The organism is Pigmentiphaga sp. (genome assembly GCF_033795525.1).
Lineage (GTDB): Bacteria > Pseudomonadota > Gammaproteobacteria > Burkholderiales > Burkholderiaceae_B > Pigmentiphaga.
Window position 1 is genome coordinate 758,235 of record NZ_JARYGM010000003.1, and the last position, 18,143, is coordinate 776,377.

The 18,143-nt window shown below is 67.7% G+C and carries 19 protein-coding genes and 1 riboswitch; of the genes, 14 read left to right on the forward strand and 5 right to left on the reverse strand.

Features of this window, described 5'->3' with window-relative positions; translation table 11 throughout:
• Positions 1-52 precede the first annotated feature (52 nt).
• Positions 53-131: riboswitch (SAM riboswitch) on the forward strand.
• Positions 132-155: 24 nt separating this feature from the next.
• The 4 genes from metX to QHC78_RS12170 are packed head-to-tail and all read left to right on the forward strand — an operon-like array spanning position 156 to position 3,507.
• Positions 156-1,361, forward strand: coding sequence for a homoserine O-succinyltransferase MetX (gene metX, locus QHC78_RS12155; protein ID WP_319744915.1), 1,206 nt, complete (start codon positions 156-158; stop codon positions 1,359-1,361).
• Positions 1,358-1,981 (forward strand): methionine biosynthesis protein MetW, encoded by a 624-nt coding sequence (gene metW / locus QHC78_RS12160; protein WP_319744790.1) that lies wholly within the window; start codon positions 1,358-1,360, stop codon positions 1,979-1,981. The genes metX and metW overlap by 4 nt, the downstream gene beginning before the upstream one ends.
• Positions 1,982-2,011: 30 nt before the next feature.
• Positions 2,012-3,205, forward strand: a complete 1,194-nt coding sequence (locus QHC78_RS12165) for a metallophosphoesterase (protein WP_319744792.1) — start codon at positions 2,012-2,014, stop codon at positions 3,203-3,205.
• On the forward strand, positions 3,202-3,507 hold the full coding sequence (locus tag QHC78_RS12170; RefSeq protein WP_319744793.1) for an I78 family peptidase inhibitor: 306 nt from the start codon (positions 3,202-3,204) through the stop codon (positions 3,505-3,507). Before QHC78_RS12165 ends, QHC78_RS12170 begins: the two co-directional genes overlap by 4 nt.
• A 20-nt stretch (positions 3,508-3,527) precedes the next feature.
• On the opposite strand, the gene QHC78_RS12175 is transcribed toward QHC78_RS12170, so the two are convergent.
• Complete coding sequence (locus QHC78_RS12175; RefSeq protein ID WP_319744795.1) at positions 3,528-4,511, reverse strand: LysR family transcriptional regulator; 984 nt, start codon at positions 4,509-4,511, stop codon at positions 3,528-3,530.
• A gap of 138 nt (positions 4,512-4,649) precedes the next feature.
• Between QHC78_RS12175 and QHC78_RS12180 the strand changes: the two genes are divergently transcribed.
• The 3 genes from QHC78_RS12180 (at position 4,650) to QHC78_RS12190 (ending at position 8,382) form a co-directional block, all read left to right on the forward strand.
• Complete coding sequence (locus tag QHC78_RS12180; protein ID WP_319744797.1) at positions 4,650-5,612, forward strand: Bug family tripartite tricarboxylate transporter substrate binding protein; 963 nt, start codon at positions 4,650-4,652, stop codon at positions 5,610-5,612.
• A gap of 126 nt (positions 5,613-5,738) precedes the next feature.
• Positions 5,739-6,893 carry an iron-containing alcohol dehydrogenase gene (locus tag QHC78_RS12185; RefSeq protein ID WP_319744799.1) on the forward strand — a complete coding sequence of 385 codons (1,155 nt, stop codon included), beginning with the start codon at positions 5,739-5,741 and terminating at the stop codon, positions 6,891-6,893.
• A 19-nt stretch (positions 6,894-6,912) separates the two neighbouring features.
• Positions 6,913-8,382 (forward strand): aldehyde dehydrogenase, encoded by a 1,470-nt coding sequence (locus QHC78_RS12190; protein ID WP_319744801.1) that lies wholly within the window; start codon positions 6,913-6,915, stop codon positions 8,380-8,382.
• A gap of 52 nt (positions 8,383-8,434) precedes the next feature.
• Here QHC78_RS12190 and QHC78_RS12195 read toward each other — a convergent pair whose 3' ends face one another.
• Together QHC78_RS12195 and QHC78_RS12200 are read right to left on the reverse strand one after the other, a co-directional pair.
• Positions 8,435-9,034, reverse strand: coding sequence for a DUF502 domain-containing protein (locus tag QHC78_RS12195; RefSeq protein ID WP_319744803.1), 600 nt, complete (start codon positions 9,032-9,034; stop codon positions 8,435-8,437).
• A 96-nt stretch (positions 9,035-9,130) separates the two neighbouring features.
• Positions 9,131-10,189, reverse strand: a complete 1,059-nt coding sequence (locus QHC78_RS12200; RefSeq protein WP_319744805.1) for an MBL fold metallo-hydrolase — start codon at positions 10,187-10,189, stop codon at positions 9,131-9,133.
• A gap of 198 nt (positions 10,190-10,387) precedes the next feature.
• On the opposite strand from QHC78_RS12200, the gene QHC78_RS12205 reads away from it, so the two are divergent.
• From QHC78_RS12205 to cls, 6 genes are all read left to right on the forward strand, one after another.
• Entirely contained in the window at positions 10,388-11,569 is a 1,182-nt protein-coding gene (locus QHC78_RS12205; RefSeq protein WP_319744807.1) for an acetyl-CoA C-acetyltransferase, read from the forward strand.
• A 91-nt stretch (positions 11,570-11,660) separates the two neighbouring features.
• Positions 11,661-12,449 (forward strand): IclR family transcriptional regulator, encoded by a 789-nt coding sequence (locus QHC78_RS12210; RefSeq protein WP_413816460.1) that lies wholly within the window; start codon positions 11,661-11,663, stop codon positions 12,447-12,449.
• Between the two features lie 40 nt (positions 12,450-12,489).
• Positions 12,490-13,458 (forward strand): DNA-binding protein YbiB, encoded by a 969-nt coding sequence (gene ybiB, locus QHC78_RS12215; protein WP_319744811.1) that lies wholly within the window; start codon positions 12,490-12,492, stop codon positions 13,456-13,458.
• Positions 13,455-13,844, forward strand: a complete 390-nt coding sequence (locus QHC78_RS12220) for a sirohydrochlorin chelatase (RefSeq protein ID WP_319744813.1) — start codon at positions 13,455-13,457, stop codon at positions 13,842-13,844. Before ybiB ends, QHC78_RS12220 begins: the two co-directional genes overlap by 4 nt.
• A gap of 63 nt (positions 13,845-13,907) precedes the next feature.
• Entirely contained in the window at positions 13,908-14,531 is a 624-nt protein-coding gene (locus QHC78_RS12225; protein WP_319744815.1) for a glutathione S-transferase family protein, read from the forward strand.
• Between the two features lie 133 nt (positions 14,532-14,664).
• The gene (gene cls / locus QHC78_RS12230) at positions 14,665-16,101 is read left to right on the forward strand and encodes a cardiolipin synthase (protein WP_319744817.1); all 1,437 of its coding nucleotides are present in this window, start codon (positions 14,665-14,667) and stop codon (positions 16,099-16,101) included.
• Positions 16,102-16,132: 31 nt separating this feature from the next.
• Here cls and QHC78_RS12235 read toward each other — a convergent pair whose 3' ends face one another.
• Positions 16,133-17,278, reverse strand: a complete 1,146-nt coding sequence (locus tag QHC78_RS12235; RefSeq protein ID WP_319744819.1) for an alpha-hydroxy acid oxidase — start codon at positions 17,276-17,278, stop codon at positions 16,133-16,135.
• A gap of 128 nt (positions 17,279-17,406) precedes the next feature.
• On the opposite strand from QHC78_RS12235, the gene QHC78_RS12240 reads away from it, so the two are divergent.
• Positions 17,407-17,820, forward strand: a complete 414-nt coding sequence (locus QHC78_RS12240; RefSeq protein WP_319744821.1) for a hypothetical protein — start codon at positions 17,407-17,409, stop codon at positions 17,818-17,820.
• Between the two features lie 52 nt (positions 17,821-17,872).
• Here QHC78_RS12240 and QHC78_RS12245 read toward each other — a convergent pair whose 3' ends face one another.
• The gene (locus QHC78_RS12245) at positions 17,873-18,103 is read right to left on the reverse strand and encodes a hypothetical protein (RefSeq protein ID WP_319744823.1); all 231 of its coding nucleotides are present in this window, start codon (positions 18,101-18,103) and stop codon (positions 17,873-17,875) included.
• Between the last annotated feature and the right edge of the window lie 40 nt (positions 18,104-18,143).

The following is an 18,143-nucleotide window of genomic DNA, read 5'->3' on the forward strand; positions in this document are numbered from 1 at the left end:
ATGCCGGGCCGGGCTTCCGGCCCGCTTACAGCCCGGTGCTACAATCCCCGCACCTCTTATTGGCGCCGATTTGCCTGGTCCGCTTGCGGGCGCCTCATAAATCCTGCTAAAGAGCTCCGTCCATCGTGTCTTCCGATTCGCATCTCGAAGAGGCGTTGACCGCCTTTCTCGATACTCCTGCCGCACCCCCCATCGGTCCCGATTCGGTTGGCGTCGTCCGCCCCCAGTCCATGGCTTTCGACGAGCCCCTGCAACTGGCGAACGGCACGGCGTTCGGCCCGTACTCGCTGATGATCGAAACCTACGGCCGGCTCAATGCCGCCCGGACCAACGCCGTGCTCGTCTGCCACGCATTGAATGCCTCGCATCACGTGGCCGGCCTGTCGGCGGAAGATCCCTCCGACGTCGGCTGGTGGGACAACATGGTGGGACCCGGCAAGCCGCTGGACACCAACCGCTTCTTCGTCATCGGCATCAATAACCTCGGGTCCTGCTTCGGCTCGACCGGACCGGCGAGCATCGATCCGCGGACCGGGCAGCCGTACGGCGCGTCGTTCCCGGTGGTCACGGTGGAAGACTGGGTCCATGCGCAGGCGCGGGTGGCCGACCGGCTGGGCATCGAGCGCTTTGCTGCCGTCATGGGCGGATCGCTGGGCGGCATGCAAGCCTTGAGCTGGGCCATTACCTACCCCGAGCGCGTGGCGCACTGCATCGTGATCGCCAGCACGCCGCGCCTGTCGGCGCAGAACATCGCGTTCAACGAAGTCGCGCGCCGTGCCATCATCACGGACCCCGAATTCCATGGCGGCAATTTCTACGCCTACGGCACCGTGCCGCGCAACGGCTTGTCGGTGGCCCGCATGATCGGCCACATCACCTACCTGTCGGGCGACGACATGGCGGCCAAGTTCGGCCGGGCCCAGCGCTCGCCCGCCGCGGGGGGCGCCTTCCGCTACGGCTACGATGTGGAATTCGAGGTGGAGTCCTACTTGCGTTACCAGGGCGAGAAGTTTTCGAAATACTTCGACGCCAATACCTACCTGCTGATCACCCGGGCATTGGATTATTTCGATCCGGCCAAGCAGACCGAAGGCGACCTGGCCAAGGCGCTGGCACCGGCCAAGGCCGAGTTCCTGCTGACGTCGTTCACCACGGACTGGCGCTTCCCGCCTTCGTGTTCGCGCGAGATCGTGCAGGCGCTGCTGCGTAACGGGCGGCCGGTGACCTACGCCGAGATAGAGGCGCCGCACGGCCACGATGCCTTCTTGCTGGACGATCCCCGCTACCACGCGGTGGTCCGCGGCTACTACGACCGCGTCGCGCGTACGCTGGGACTCGACCAGGACGGGGAGGCGCAATGAGCGGCAACCGCTCCACCCTGCGTCCCGACCTGCAGCGCATTGCCGGCTGGATCGCCAACGGCTCGCGCGTGCTGGACCTGGGTTGCGGCGACGGCACGCTGCTCGCGCACCTGCGCGATGCGCAGCAGGCCCGTACGATAGGCGTCGAGATCAGCGACGAACACGTGATCCAGTGTGCCCGCAAGGGCGTCAACGTCATCCAGCAGAACCTGGAAGACGGATTGGCGCTGTTCGAGGATGGGCAGTTCGATACCGTCGTGTTGTCGCAGACGCTGCAGGCGGTTCACCATACCGAGCGCATCCTGCTCGAAATGGCGCGCGTGGCGCGCGAGGGTATCGTCTCCTTCCCGAATTTCGGCCATTGGACGCACGGTTTGTCCATCCTGCGCGGGCACATGCCGGTCACCGGCCAGATGCCTTACCAGTGGTACAACACGCCCAACATCCATCTTTGCACGCTCAAGGATTTCGAAGCCCTGGCGGCCAAGCTGGAGCTGCGCATCCTGGCGCGTGCAACCTTTGCCGACGGCAAGGAAATCTCGTGGTTGCCGGGATGGCGCAGCACCTTGGCGGTCTACCGTTTCGCGTCGCCGTCCCGGCGCGATACGACGACGGCGTAACGCCCGCCGCAGTGGACAAGGGCCGCTAGTGTGAGCCAGCGCCGCCTCCTGCACCGGTATTACTTCTTCGGACTGGACGGCCTGGTGCATGCGTACGTCGGCCTGCGCCTGGTGCCGGACCTCGATGCTTTCCCTGGGCTGGGTGCCGCGCTGGCCATCGTCCTGGTCCTGTCCGCTATCCTCATTCCCACCAGCATGCTGGCACGCCGGCGTTCGGCCGGCCCCGGGCTGCGGGCCGCCATGTGGCTGGGCCTGTTGTGCATGGGACTGTTCTCGTCGCTGCTGGTGCTCACCTTGCTGCGCGACGTCGTGCTGGCGGCGGCTTCTGCGCTGGCGCTGTTCCTGCCGGCCTGGCAGCCCGGCGGCCTGGCCGGGGCGTCGGCCGAGTTCGTGCTGGCGGCCGCCTGCTTCATGTCGGTCGCCGGCTTCGTCGGCGCACGCCGCGTGGCGCGCGTGACCACGGTGGACATCCCGGTGGCGGGGCTACCCCCGGCGCTGGAGGGCTTTACCATCGCGCAGATCAGCGACATCCACGTCGGCCCTACCATCCGCGAATCCTACGTGCGCCGTATCGTGGAAACCGTGAACGGGCTGCGCGCGGACATGGTGGCGATTACCGGAGACCTGGTCGATGGCAGCGTGCCCGACCTGGCGCAGCACGTGCGGCCGCTGGGTGGACTGTCGTCGCGCCACGGCACCTTTTTCGTGACCGGCAACCACGAGTACTACGCCGGCGCCCATGCCTGGGTCGAGGCGCTACGGGGGCTCGGCATGCGGGTGTTGTTGAACGAGCACGCCGTGGTGCGGCATGCCGGCCACGCCATCGTGATTGCGGGCATCACCGATTTCAGCGCCCACCAGTTCGACCCCGCGCACCGCAGCGACCCGCAGCGCGCCATCGCCGGCGCGCCGGCCGATGCCGCCGTCAAGGTGGTGCTGGCCCACCAACCGCGCAGCGCGGCGCTGACCGCCCCGGCGGGGTTCGACCTCCAGTTGTCCGGGCATACGCACGGCGGCCAGTTCCTGCCCTGGAACTTCTTGGTGCCGCTGCAGCAGCCTTATGTGCAAGGCCTGCATCGCGAGCAGCGCATGTGGGTGTACATCAACCGCGGGACCGGCTATTGGGGTCCGCCCATGCGTTTCGGCGTGCCGTCGGAGATTACGCTGCTGCGGCTGGTGCGGGATGATAAAGTGACTCGTCCTCATAGCAAGGAGCACCCATGATCTGGAAAGCCTTCGCCCTCGCCGCGCTTGCTGTTGCCGCGGGCTGCACCGCGCCCACGCCGGCCGCCGCGCCGCAACCCTCGGTCGAGTCGGCGCGCGAGCAGTGCAATGCCGAGCCGGCGCAGTTCCTGGTCGGGCAGAAGCTGACGGCGGTGCTGACCGACGAGGCCCGCAAGGCATCCGGGGCCAAGAGCGCCCGCGTACTGCGTCCCGGGCAGGCGGTCACCATGGAGTTCAACCCGATGCGGGTGAATGTCGAAGTCAATCGCAGCGAGGTCGTGACGGCCATCCGCTGCGGCTGACGGGCCATGCGGACGCCCCGCTAGGCCGGCGAGTGCTTGCCGGCCTTGGGCCGGGCCAGCGGGGCGTGGCCGCGCAATGCCGCGGCGGCTTCTTCGATATACGCCGCGAGTGCCTGGGCATGGGGGCTCAGCGGCCGGATCGACGAATAATAGATTTCGGTCCACAGTTCGATGCGCGGGCGGAAGGGCCGCGTCACGATGTCCGGAAAAATGCCCGTGGACAGCAGCATGGGGTTGATCAGTCCGATGCCGACGTTCTGCTGCACGAGCGCGCATACGCCCATCGAAGTGCTGGCGACGATGCCCTTGGGAATGGCCACGTCCGCTTCCTGCAACGTGGCGCGCACCAGGATGGAAGTGGGCGATTCTTCCGGCAGCGCGATCACGGTCGAGCCGACCAGGTCGTCCGGCCGGATCACGGACTTGGCCACCAGGGGATGGCGGCGGTGCAAGGCCACTACCAGCAAGTCTTCGGAAATGGTGTGGCGTACGCACAGGTCGACACTGCTGGCGGTATTGGGCGCGGGCGGATTGGTCACGCCCAGGTCCACCTCATGGTGCGCGACCGACTCCAGGACCTTGGGCGGCCCTTCGACCCGCAGCTGGACGTTCACGTCCGGATGGCTTTCCTGGAAGCGCTGGATGGCGCTGGGCAGGATCGCAATCAGGGGCGGCGCGTGCGCCGCGACGATGACGCTGCGCACCGAACCCTGGTCCAGCGCATAGGCCTCGTCCAGCGCCCATTCCAGGTGCTTGGTGGCCTGCTCGGCGCGGGGCAGCAGCCGCCGCGCCGCCGCCGTCGGGGCGAGCCGGCCGTGCTCCAGCTTGAACAGCGGGACGCCGGTTTCGCGTTCCATCAGGCTCAGGGCCTTGCTGACGGCGGCCTTCGAGATGCCCAGCTTGAGCGCGGCTTCGGCCAGCCCGCGGCTGCGCATGACGGCCGTAAAGATCTGGAAATGGCGGCTATTGAGCTGGCGGGGCATGATGGCGGGGCGGATGGACAAGCGGCGGGATGCCGCAAGCAGTTAACCACAGGTTAACTAAAACAGTCATTGTCACACATCCCCGGTGCCTACAATTTTTTCATCGGCGAGCGCTGCTACGGCGCGATCCGCCCATGTCCCATTTCGCGAGGTAATGTGATGATGCGCAAGACTCTTTCCGTGCTGGCCCTGTCGGCACTCGCTCCTTCGGCTGCCATGGCCGATGCCTTCCCCTCCAAGCCTGTGACCATCGTGGTCTCGGTGCCGGCCGGCGGCACCATCGACGCGATCGCTCGCATGGTCGCCAAGGACTTGGGCGAGTCCATGGGCAAGCAGTTCATCGTCGAGAACCGTCCCGGCGCCAACGGCAACATCGCGGCCGATTATGTGCGCCGCGCCTCCGCCGATGGCTATACGCTGCTGATGCTCGCTTCCAGCACCCTGGCGCTCGGGCCGTACGTGATGCAGAACGTGCCCTTCGATCCTATCAAGGACTTCGCTCCGGTGGCGATGACCGCGGGGCTCAACATGGCCCTGCTGGCCCATCCCAAGGTCGGTGTCACCGACGTCAAGGGCCTGGTCGAGAAGATGAAGGCCAATCCCGACAAGCTGAACTACTCGTCCACCGGCAACGGGTCCTTTCCCCACGTGGCCGGCGCCCTGCTGAACCTCGAAACCGGCACCGTCGCCACCCATGTGCCGTACAAGGGCCTGGCGCCGTCGATCCAGGATCTGCTGGCCGGGCAGGTGGACTTCACCTTCGACTCGGGTAGCGCGGCGCACGTCAAGGCAGGCAAGCTCAATGCGCTGGCCGTTATCGGCCCGAAGCGCTCGGCAGCGCTGCCCGACGTGCCGACCTTCCGCGAGGCGGGGCTGCCGGAACTCGAGAAGGTCAGCGGCTGGCATGGCGTGTTCGCGCCGGCCGGTACCCCGGCCGACGTGATCAAGCGGCTCAACGCCGAGATCAACAAGAGCCTGAAAAAGCCCGAGTCCATCGAGCGCATCCAGGCCATGGGCTTCGAAAGCGTGACCACCACGCCGGAAGAGCTGGGCAGCACCTTGCGCGCCGACTACAAGAACTTCGGCGAGCTGATCGCCAAGACCAAGATCTCGGCCTACTGATCCCGGCCGGCCGGCGCCTGGCCGGCCGGCTGCCTCTTTCTCTTCCTGACTGCATCACCGCGCGGCGGGTGAGGGGCGCGTTCGTCCTTTTTTCGCCGCCCCGCGGCGCGGACGGAGCTCTACAACATGCGTAGTTTCCAATTCGAAACCCCTCCCCGCATCATCTGCGAGCAAGGCGCGGCGCTCAAGCTGGCCGATCTGCTGCAGGCCGGCGGCCAGCGCCGCGCCTTCGTCGTGACCGATCCGGGCCTGGTGCGGGCCGGGCTGGTGGATGCCCCGGTGGCGGCGATGCGCCAGGCCGGGTTGCACGTCAGCGTCTATGACCGGGTACTCGCCGATCCGCCCGAGCACGTGGTGCTGGAGGCGGCCGCCGCGGCGCGCGAAGACCGCGCGGAGTGCGTGATCGGGCTGGGCGGCGGCAGTTCGCTGGATACCGCCAAGCTCGTGGCGCTGCTGGCGGCCCGCCCGCAGGACCTGGCCGACATCTACGGGCCGCAGCGGGCGGCCGGACCGCGCTTGCCGCTGATCCAGGTTCCCACCACCGCCGGTACCGGCTCGGAAGCGACGCCGACCTCGGTCGTCTCCACTCCGGACCACCAGAAGCGCGGCGTCATCAGCTCCCTGCTGTTTCCCGACGTGGCGGTGCTCGATGCGCGCCTGACGGCCGCGCTGCCGCCGGCGCCCACGGCCATGACCGGCATCGACGCCATGGTCCATGCCATCGAGGCGTACACCACGCGGCACAAGAAGAACCCCATGTCGGACCTGCTCGCCGTGCGGGCCTTGCAGTTGCTGCATACCCACCTGGAAAGGGCAATCCGGCAGGGCGACGATCTCGAAAGCCGGGAGGCCATGCTGCTCGGTTCGCTGTTGGCGGGCATGGCCTTCGCCAATGCCCCGGTGGCGGCCATCCATGCGCTGGCCCATCCGCTCGGAAGCCACTTCCATGTGCCGCACGGCCTCGCCAACGCACTGGTGATGGTGCCTATCCTCAAGTTCAACCTGCCGGCGGCGCAGGCTTGCTATGCCGAACTCGGCCGCGCCCTGGACCCCGCCCTGCGCGATGCCGGCGACGAGCGAGCCGCCCAGGCGTTCATCGGCATGATGGACCGGCATGTTTCTTCCGCCCCGATTCCCCGGCGGCTGCGCGAGGTCGGCGTGAGCCAGGACGACTTGCCCGTGCTGGCCGAGGCCGCCATGACTGTCGATCGGCTGCTGATCAACAATCCGCGGGACCTGACGCGGGACGACGCGTTCGCCCTCTACTCCGACGTTTTCTAGCTTCCTGTGGAGCCATGTCATGATCGAACACATTCAGACCCTGATCGCCGGCGCTTGGCGCGACGCCTCAGGGCCCCGTTACGTCACGGAATATCCTGCCGATGGCAGCGAGGTGGCGACGCTGCACGCCGCCACGGCCCAGGACGTGGACGATGCGGTACGTGCCGCCGAGGCGGCGCGCCTGCGTCCGGACTGGGCGCGGCTCAAGCCGCACGAGCGGGCCGGCATGCTGTATCGCATCGCCGCCGGTATCCGCGAGCGGGCAGAAGAACTGGCCCAACTCCAACGCCTGGACAATGGCAAGCCGATCACCGAGACGCGCGCCCTGGTGGCCAGCGCGGCGGGCACTTTCCAGTTTTTCGCCGCGGCTTGCGAAACGATGGAAGACACCATTACCCCGTCCCGCGGCGACTATGTCAGCATGAGCGTGCATGAACCGCTGGGCGTGGTCGGGGCCATTACGCCGTGGAATTCGCCTATCGCCAGCGAGGCCCAGAAGCTCGCTCCGGCGCTGGCGGCCGGTTGCGCGGTCGTCATCAAGCCCGCGGAAATCACGCCTCGCATGGCCATCGAACTGGCGCGCATCGCGCAGCAGGCCGGCGTGCCGGACGGCATCATCAGCGTGGTCCCGGGCAAGGGCTCCATCGTGGGCGACGCGCTGGTGCGGCACCCGCTTATCCGGCGCATTGCCTTTACCGGCGGCACCGACGTCGGGCTAGGCATCGCGCGCCTGGCCGCCGAGCGGCTGATGCCGACCTCGCTGGAGCTGGGCGGCAAATCGCCCACCATCGTCTGCGCCGATGCGGACCTCGACCATGCTGTCGCGGGGGTGCTGTTCGGCATCTTCAGCTCGTCGGGCGAATCGTGCATCGCGGGGTCGCGCGCGTTCGTCCATGCCAGCGTGTACGAGGCGTTCAAGGAACGCCTGCTGGCGGGCGTGCAACAGTTGCGGGTCGGGGACCCGGCCAGCGAACGGACACAGATGGGGCCGCTGGTCAGCCGCGCGCACCGCGACTCGGTGGAGCGCTATGTACAGCTGGGCGTGGACGAGGGCGGCAAGGTGCTGGCCGGCGGCCGGCGTCCGGCGGGGGACGAATATGACCGCGGCAGCTACTACCTGCCCACTGTCATCGAAGGGCTACCCAACCGGGCGCGGATGTGCCAGGAAGAGATCTTCGGGCCCGTGCTGGCGCTCTTGCCGTGGAGCGACGAGGCCGACCTGATCGCCCAGTGCAACGACAGCGTGTATGGCCTGGCTTCGGGTATCTGGACGCGCGACTACAAGACCGCCCGGCGTCTTGGCGCTGCGCTGCAGACCGGTACGGTATGGATCAATACCTACAAGCTGTTCTCGGTCAGTACGCCGTTCGGCGGCGTGAAGATGAGCGGGACAGGCCGCGAGAAGGGCCGCCTGGGCATCCTGGAGTACACGAACCAGAAGAGCTATTACTGGGGCATGAACGCCGCGCCGCTGCCCTGGAGCCGCTGACCGGCCGAGGGTGCCGCAGGGACCCCGTTCCCGTTGGTACGCGGGGACGGGGCTAGTCGTTCTTCGGCGCCGCCGCGCGTGACATCCAGGCAATCAGCGACGAGCGCATCGCTTCTTCCACGGTCATGTCTATGGGCGTGAGCCAGGCGCTGGGGACGAATACGGTGTAGCCGCCGATCATGTAGCCCATGGGCAGGTAGACGGCGACGCGTTCGCCGGGCAGGAAGCCCTGAGGCAGCCCGGCCGTGCTGCGCCGGGTGACCAGGCCCACCAGCTCGATTTCCTGGTCCGGCAGGCGCAGGATGACTACTTGCTGGCCGCCCTGGGCCGTGCTGGGGGAGAAGTAGTCGGCGAAACTCTTGAGCGAGGAGTACACGCTCTTGATGACCGGAATGCTGGTGAACGGCCATTCCACGTACGAGAGCAGGCGCCGCACCCGATGCTTGGACATCAGCATGCCGACCCCGATGATGCCCAGTATGCCCAGGATCAGGCCCATGCCGGGAAAATAAAAGCCATCGACGAACGGGCGCAGCACCGCGAGTGCCAAGGCCTCCATCCACGCGATGCAGACATAGAGCAGGTAGATGGTCAGCGCCAGCGGCAAGATGGTGATCAGGCCACGGAAAAAATACTTGTACATGGACTTCATCTGAAACTCCTGCGGCCACGAAGGAGCCGCCGCGTGCGGCCTTGCCGCGGCGCCAAGCATACCAGTAGATGGAGCGCGGCCGGGGCCGCGCGCAAATCAGGCGGGAACCCGGAACCTGACGATGCCGTCGGTGCCGGTTTCGCGGACCAGGGCGCCCTGGTAATAGAGCATGTGCAGGTGGGCGATGGCTTCGCCCAGCGCGAAGGTCATCTGGTGCAGATCGAGCTTGCGCTTGAACAAGACCGGTACGATGTCGTAGGCGGACCGTGCCTGGCCGGTACAGGCCTGCTTGACGCGCTCCAGGTGGTCGGCATGGTGGGCGTGCTGCTGGGCGATGCGGGTATGCAGCCCGACGAACGGCCGGCCGTGCGAGGGCAGCACCAGCGCATCGGCCGGCAGGCCGGCGTAGCCGTCGAGCGAGTCGAGATAGAGCTGCAGCGGGTTGCTTTCCGGGTCCGTGTCGGTGACGCTGACGTTGGTCGATATCCGGGGCAGCACCATGTCGCCGGAGATCACGACGTTCAGCGCCTGGCAGTAAAGCGAAATATGTTCGGGGGCATGGCCATAGCCGGCGATCGCTTGCCAGGCGTGCCCGCCTATGTGCAGGGTATCGCCGTCCAGGATGCGGTTGAAATGGGCCGGCACCCGGGGCACGAGCTGCGGGTAGTAGCGCGTGCGTGCCCGCACGCCTTCCAGGGAAGCCGGGTCGGTCATGCCGTTGCGCGCGAAGTGGGTGGCCATGCGCTCGCCGCCCGAGATGGCTTTGCCTTCCACGAACAGGTGGGCGGTGGTGAAGTCGGTGGCGCTCATCTGCAGCGGTACGCTCCACCGTTCGGTCAGCCAGTAGGCCAGGCCGATGTGGTCCGGGTGCATGTGGGTGACGATGACGCGCACTACCGGGAGGCCGTCCAGCTGGGTGGCGAAGACCTGTTCCCAGTGGGCCTTGACCTCGTCGCGCGAGACGCCGCAATCGACGATGGTCCAGCCATCGCGGCCCGCGAACCGGTCGCGCATGAGCCATAGGTTGATGTGGTCCAGCGCGAACGGTAATGGCATGCGGATCCATCGTATGCCGGGCGCGACCTCGATCGCCGCGCCGGCCGCCGGCAGGGTGTCGCCCAGCGGATATTTCAGTTGGTGTTCGAGAGGGTTCATGGCGGGTTCAGGGCGCCGGCCCGGTTTGTGCGGCCCCCGCGTGCGGGGGACTAAAATGGGCAGGCTACTTATTGGTAAATTACGCCTAGTGTACCCAGGTGCCCGGCAGGCGCCTCTCCGGCCGGCTCGAACAACACCAAGATCAACCCGTCCCCGCGCCCGCTGGCGCCCGCCCTTATCCAGAACCAGGAGTCGAACATGTCGGATCCCGTAGTCGTTGTATCGGTCGCCCGCACCCCCATGGGCGCCATGTTGGGCGAGCTCTCCGGATTGTCCGCCAACCAGTTGGGAGCGGCCGCGATCAAGGCCGCGGTCGAGCGCGCGGGCCTGAAGCCGGAACAGATCCAGGAAGTGATCATGGGCAACGTCCTGCAGGCAGGCCAGGGCCAGGCTCCCGCCCGCCAGGCCGCGATCGGCGCCGGACTGCCGCTGCCAGTAAGCTGCTCCACCATCAACAAGATGTGCGGTTCCGGCATGAAGGCCGCGATGCTCGCGCATGACCTGCTGGTGGCCGGCAGCGTGGAGATCGCCGTGGCGGGCGGCATGGAAAGCATGACCAACGCTCCCTACCTGCTGCCCAAGGCTCGGCAGGGCTATCGCTACGGCCACGCCACCATGTACGACCACATGGCGCTCGATGGCCTGGAGGACGCGTACGACCGCGGCCGCGCGATGGGCGTGTTTGCCGAAGATTGCGCGGCCAAGTACCAGTTCACGCGCGAGCAGCAGGACGCCTACGCGCTCGAATCGCTGCGCCGCGCCAAGGCCGCCAGCGAGGACGGCAGCTTCGACTGGGAGATCGCGCCGGTCACCGTGGCCGATCGCAAGGGCGAAAAGGTGGTCGCGCGCGACGAGGCCCCGTTCAAGGCCATGCCCGAGAAGATCCCCACGCTCAAGCCGGCCTTCAAGAAAGACGGAACCGTCACCGCTGCCAATGCCTCGTCGATTTCCGACGGCGCGGCCGCACTGGTCATGATGCGCGCCTCGACTGCCGAAAAACTCGGCCTGCAGCCGCTGGCCCGGGTCGTGGGCCATGCCGAGCACTCCCAGGAACCGCAGTGGTTCACCACCGCGCCGGTGGGCGCGCTGGCGGCCTTGTTCGCCAAGACGGGCTGGAAGCCCGGGGACGTGGACCTGTACGAAATCAACGAAGCCTTTGCCGTCGTCACGATGGCGGCCATGGTGGAACACAAGCTGCCCCACGACAAAGTCAACGTGCACGGCGGCGCGACCGCGCTCGGCCACCCCATCGGCGCCAGCGGCGCGCGCCTGATCGCCACCCTGCTGGGCGCGATGCGCAAGCGCAGCGTCAAGCGCGGCGTGGCGTCGCTGTGCATAGGCGGCGGCGAAGCCACGGCGATGGCGTTCGAGCTTCTCTGAGCGATACGGCTGCATGACCCAACAATCCGCGGCCGCAAGCAAGCCGGCCGGCTCCGGCGCGAGCGGACGTCGCACGGCCCGCTCGGCCGCCCTGGACGCGCCTGCCGGCGATGCGGTCAAGCCCAGCGACGCGTACGTCCAGTCGTTCGCGCGCGGGCTGGCGGTCATCCGCGCCTTCAACGCCGAGCGCCCGGCCATGACCTTGACCGAGGTGGCCGACGCCGCCGGCCTGACGCGGGCGGGAGCCCGGCGCATCCTGCTGACCCTCGTGCAGCTGGGCTACGTCGCCACCGAGGGCCGGCTGTTCCGGCTCACGCCCCGCATCCTGGAGCTGGGTTTCGCCTACCTGACGTCCATGCCGTTCTGGGACCTGGCCGAACCCATCATGGAGGAACTGGCCAACGAGGCGCACCAGTCCTGCTCGGCCACGGTCCTGGACGGCACCGACATCGTCTATGTGCTGCGCATCCCCACCGGGCGCATCATGTCCATCAACCTGGGCATAGGCAGTCGCTTGCCGGCCTATTGTTCCGCCATGGGAAGGGTCCTGCTCGCGGGGCTGCCCGACGACGAGATCGACGCAGTCCTGGCCCGCTCCGACTTGCGTGCCCATACGCCGCTGACCGTGACCGATCCGGCGCGCCTCAAGCAGGCCATCCTCCAGGTCCGCGAACAGGGTTGGTCGCTGGTGGACCGCGAACTGGAAACCGGCCTGGTCGCCATCGCCGCTCCCATCCGGGACCGCAGCGGCCGTACCGTGGCGGCCCTGAACCTGAGCGGGCAGGCGCATCGCATCACGGCGCGGCAGATGGAAGAAGAATTGCTGCCCTTGCTGTGCCGGGCGGCGGAACGCATTAACGATTTGATGAAGCGTGTGTAATCTTGCTGCATCGGCCCACGAGTCGCCCAGGGGAGCGCCCATGAACGAGTCCTACTCCTGCGCGCCCCTCCTGCGCGAGATCGGCCGGGGCAAGGATGGCTCGCGCGCGCTGGAGCGCGGGCAAGCGCGCGACCTGATGGGCGCCATCCTCGACGGCCGGGTCACCGACCTGGAACTGGGAGCCGTCCTGCTGGCCTTGCGGATGAAAGGCGAGGCCGTCTCGGAAGTCGCCGGCTTCCTGGATGCCGTCGAGGCGCGCATGCACAGGGTGGAGCCCCCGGCGGGCCTGCCCGTGGTCGTCCTGCCGACCTACAACGGCGCGCGCCACGCACCCAATCTCGTGCCGCTGCTGGCGTGGTCGGTGGCGCAGGCAGGCGTGCCGGTCCTGATGCACGGGCAGGCGTCCGACCCGCGACAACAGGGAGCGGGGTCCAATGTCGCGCGGGTACCAACGGTCGGCATTCTCCAGGCGCTCGACATGGCCGCCGCTTCCTCGCCCCAGGCCGCGGCCGGGGACTTGCGCCGCCATGGGGTGGCCTATCTGCCGCTGGCGCACGCCAGTCCGGGGCTGGCCAGGCTGGTGGGCCTGCGGCGCATCCTGGGCGTACGCAACGTGGCGCACACGCTGGCCAAGCTGCTGCGGCCGGTACAGGGACCGACCTTGCTGCTGTCGGCCTATACCCATCCCGAATTCGGCGCCATGTTGGCGGAGCTGTTCGCGCTGCGGCGCGAACCAGCGTTGCTGATGCGCGGTACCGAGGGCGAAGCGGTGGCCAATACGCGGCGCCCGCAACGCATCGCGCGCTGGATCGACGGCAGGGAAGAGACCGCGGTCGAAGGGGCGGAACGGGCCGGGGCGCAGCTGCCCGAATTGCCCGCCCGCGAGGCGGCTGCCACCGCGGACTGGGTGCGGGCCGTGCAGCAGGGCCGGATCGCCCTGCCTGCCGCCATCGCGGCGCAGCGCGACGCCATCCTGGATACCGTCGCCCGCATGCGGAGCGCGGCATGACACCCCGCCGCGGCATCATCCTGTTTGCCCATGGCTCGCGCGATCCCCTCTGGGCGGCGCCGTTGGAACGCCTGGCGGAGACGGTACGGGCTCGGGATCCGGATACGGCGGTCGAACCGGCGTTCCTGGAATTGATGCAGCCATCGCTGCCTGCCGCTATCGCGGCGCTGGTCGCCCAGGGGGTGGCCGACATTGCCATACTGCCGGTATTCTGGGCGGCGGGCGCACACGTTACGCGGGACTTGGCGCGCTTGCTGGACGAGGCCCGGGCGGCGCACCCCGGCGTGCGGTTTGCCGCACTGCCCGTGTTGTCCGAGCTGCCAGGCGTGCCGGACGCCATTGCCGCGGCAGCGTTGAAGCGGACGCCGTCCTCCGGCGCCGCGTGAGGAGTGCGGGCGTCGCCGTCGGCGCTCATTGTGGTTCACTACAGGTATAGGGAGACTTCCATCATGATGACCATCTGGGGCCGGCTGACATCCATCAACGTTGCCAAGGCGGTGTGGGCAGCGCGGGAGCTGGGGCTGCAATTCGAACGCATAGACGTCGGCGGTCCGTACGGCGGCCTGGATAAGCCCGAATACGTGGCGATGAACCCCAATAGCAAGATCCCGACGCTGGACGAGGACGGCTACATTCTCTGGGAGTCGAACTCTATCGTGCGCTATCTGGCTGCCCAATACGGCGCCGGGACCCTGTGGCCGACCGACCCGCGCGAGCGCGGCCTGAGCGACCGCTGGCTGGATTGGCAGGCGACCGAGTTCGCGCCGGCCATGGCGCCCGCCTTCCTGGGCCTGGTGCGCACGCCGGAAGCCCAGCGCAACCACCAGGCCATTGCGGATGCCGTGACGCGCACCAACCGGCTGGTAAAGCTGCTGGAAGGGGTGTTCGGCGACGGCCGCCAATTCATTGCGGGCGATCGCTTCACGATAGGCGACATCGCAGTCGGCTGCGCGGTGGACCGCTGGTTCCTGCTGCCGGTCGACCGGCCCGACACCCCCGCGCTGGCGCAATGGCACGAACGCGTCAGCAGCCGGCCTTCCGCGCAGGGCATACTCAAGCAAGAGCTCAAATAGGTTGCCGGAAGATGCCTGATCGCTCCTGATGCCGGCGCGACGCGGGCGGGCGCGCCTGCCGCCGGCCGGCTCTCAGAGACTAGAGGCCGCCGAAACTATAAGATACGGCCGGGAGTAAGGAGGTCAGCCATTCATGGCGGAAAGTCTGCTGTCGATCGGCCTGGAAGTCGCAGCCATACACATATTGGGCATCGTGGCCGCTTGCCACGCCATCATGAACACTCGCACGTCGCAGGGCGCGGTGGCCTGGGCGGTGGCGCTCGTTTCCATTCCGTACCTGACCCTGATTCCGTATCTGTTTCTCGGCCGCAGCCGTTTCGCCGGCTATGTGGACGAACATCGCTTCAATAGCGCGCGGGCACGGGCGCGGACGGAAGCCGACGTCGACCAGTCGCAGCTGACGGCGGGTGCGCGCCGCAACGCCGCGGCCGATCCCCAGCTGCGGCGCTTCCTCGCGCTGGACCGGCTCGTCGGGCGGCGCTTCCTGGGGGGCAACCAGGTCAGTCTGCTCAAGAACGGCACGGCCACGTTCGAGGCCATCTTCCAGGCGATCGCGCAGGCCCAGCGCTATATCCTGGTCCAGTTCTTCGTGGTGCGCGACGACACCCTGGGCCGCGAGCTGCATCGCCGCCTGCTGGAACGGGCGGCGGCTGGCGTCAAGGTCTATTTCCTCTACGACGGCATCGGCAGCCATGCGCTGGCGCGCAGCTACGTCGAGTCGCTGCGCGTTGCGGGGGTCCAGATCCATGCTTTCGCGGTGCGGCGATTCAGCAATCGCTTCCAGCTCAATTTCCGCAACCACCGCAAGATCGTCGTGATCGACGGACAGACCGCCTTCATCGGCGGCCATAACGTCGGGGTGGAGTACCTGGGAGAGAATTCGCGGCTGACGCCCTGGCGGGATACCCACATCCGCCTGTCCGGCCCCATCGTCGCGCAGATCCAGCGCACCTTCAGCGAGGACTGGTACTGGGTCACGCAGGAGATCCCCGATCTGCAGATGCCCGAGACCACGCCGGGCGACATGACCTGCCTGGCCATCGCCAGCGGTCCGGCGGACCACCAGGAAACCGGTTCGCTGTTCATCGTGCAGGCCATCCAGGCCGCGCAACGCCGCATCTGGCTGGCTTCCCCCTATTTCGTGCCTGACTCTGCGGTGCAGACCGCCCTGCGCCTGGCCGTGCTGCGGGGGGTGGACGTCCGGGTGCTGGTGCCGTGCCGGCCGGATCACTTCATGGTCTACCAGGCCTCGCTGTTCCACACCTACGAGGCGGTGCGCGCGGGCGTGAGGATCTACCGCTACCAGCCCGGCTTTTTGCACCAGAAAGTCCTGCTGGTCGACGATGACACGGCGGCCGTGGGCAGCGCCAATCTGGACAACCGTTCGTTCCGGCTCAACTTCGAGTTGACGGTGCTGACGGTCAGCCCGGCTTTCGCGGCCGACGTGGAAGCGATGCTGCTATCCGATTTTGCCCATGCAGCCGAGGTCACGCGCGACGAATGGGCGACGATCCCCTTGCTGCCCCGCGTCGTCATGCACGTGGCGAGAATGTTCGCGCCGGTGCTGTAGCCCACCCCGCGTATCGGCCGTGGGACGTGCCTCAACGCTGCGCGGGAACGAGTATGTTGGGGCCGATCTCTTCTATGGTCCGTGTGCCGGTCAGCGCCATGCTGACGTCCAGTTCCCTCTGGATGATGCTCAGCGCGGTGGTCACGCCTTCCCGCCCCATGGCGCCCAGTCCGTAGAGGAAGGCCCGGCCTATCATGGCCCCCCGCGCCCCCAGGGCCAGTGCCTTGAGCACGTCCTGGCCGCTGCGTACGCCGCCGTCGAACAGGACTTCGGTCTGATGGCCCACGGCATCGACGATGGCCGGCAGCGCGGCGATGGACGAGAGCGCCCCATCGAGCTGGCGGCCGCCGTGGTTGCTGACCACGATGGCATCGGCGCCGCAGGAGGCGGCGATGCGCGCGTCTTCAGGATCGAGGATGCCTTTCATGATCAGCTTGCCGCCCCATTGCTGCTTGATCCATTCGACGTCCTTCCATGACAGCGTGGGGTCGAACTGCCGGGCGGTCCATCGGGCCAGGCTATTGATGCCGTCGGCGTCCTTGACGTGTCCGGCCAGGTTGCCGAAGGTCTTGCGCTTGGAGCCCAGCATGCGCAGTCCCCAGCCGGGCTTGCTGGCCAAGTCCAGCAGGTTGGCCAGCGTGGGCCTGAGCGGCACGGTCATGCCGTTCTTCAGGTCTTTGTGGCGTTGGCCCAGGATCTGCAGGTCCAGCGTCAGCACCAGGGCCGAGCAGTTGGCCGCCTTGGCGCGCTGGATCAGCGATGCGATGAACTCGCGGTCGCGCATGACATACAGCTGGAACCAGAACGGCTTGGTGGTCGCCGCTGCGACGTCCTCGATCGAGCAGATGCTCATGGTCGACAGCGTGAACGGAATGCCGAACTGTTCGGCCGCCTGTGCGCCCAGGATCTCGCCGTCGGCCCATTGCATCCCGGCCAGGCCGGTGGGAGCGATGGCAACCGGCATGCTGACTTCCTGTCCCAGCAGCGTGCTCTTGGTGGAGCGGTTGTCCACGTTCACCGCTACGCGCTGGCGCAGCTTGATCGCAGCCAGGTCGTCGGTATTGGCGCGATACGTGCACTCGGTGTAGGAGCCGCTGTCGCAATAATCGTAAAAAGCGCGGGGGACCCGTTGCTTGGCGAGTTGGCGCAGGTCTTCGATGCAGGTAATGACGGGCATGGTTGCGGTGACTGGATAAAAGGCGGGGCAAGGCCGCCGAGGACGTTATTTTGCAACATGCGGGAGCCTGGCGGCTGCCCGGGCACGCAAGCTGCTGATCGGGAGCCGGTCTACCGCAGGAGCGCGTCATGAAAACACCCAAGATTCCCGATCCCAATGCCGGGGCTCCCCGGCCCCGGCACGTATCGTCCGAGCAGGAGCCGCGGCCGGACAACGATCATCCGCCCGGGCCGCGGGGCCCCACCACGATATTCGACCAAGGCACGGCGCAAGCCAGCGAGGAGGCCCGTACCGGAACCCTTCCCGGCGCCGACGATTACACGCCGGCCCAGCGCGGGCAGCAAGGCGCCGATGTGGAGGTCCACAGCGATGGCGCGCAGGGCAATCGCACCCGCGATGGCGGTTCCGAAGAACGGGATGCGTCCGTGCCTACGGCCGGGAGCGGCAACACGCTGGGCGACGGCATGACGGCCGGCGGCCGCGAGGGCGTCGAGCGCCGGCGCGAATGGCAGAAGCGCGTCGAGGGGGACGCGGAAGATTGAGCGCCGCGCGTCCCGCTGCCCGTCCGAGGCGGGCCGGGACGTCAGCCCCCTGTTACGCCAAGTCGGGATCCCGGCCGCGGCGGCGCTGCTGCCCGGGCGCCGGCGGGACTTCCCCGGGCATTTTCCTGCCGATGTCGGCGGGTTCTGCGCCGGGTGGGGATTCGGCGGGTTCGCGCGGCTCGGGTTCCGAGCCGACGCCCAGCCAGTTGGGGTCGCTGGGGCGCTCTCGAATGACGGGAGTCGGCTTGGTGTCGCGCCGGGTAGCGGGGTCATCGGGTTTCATACGGGCCTCCTCAGGAGGCTCGGGAACAGCAAGTAGCGTG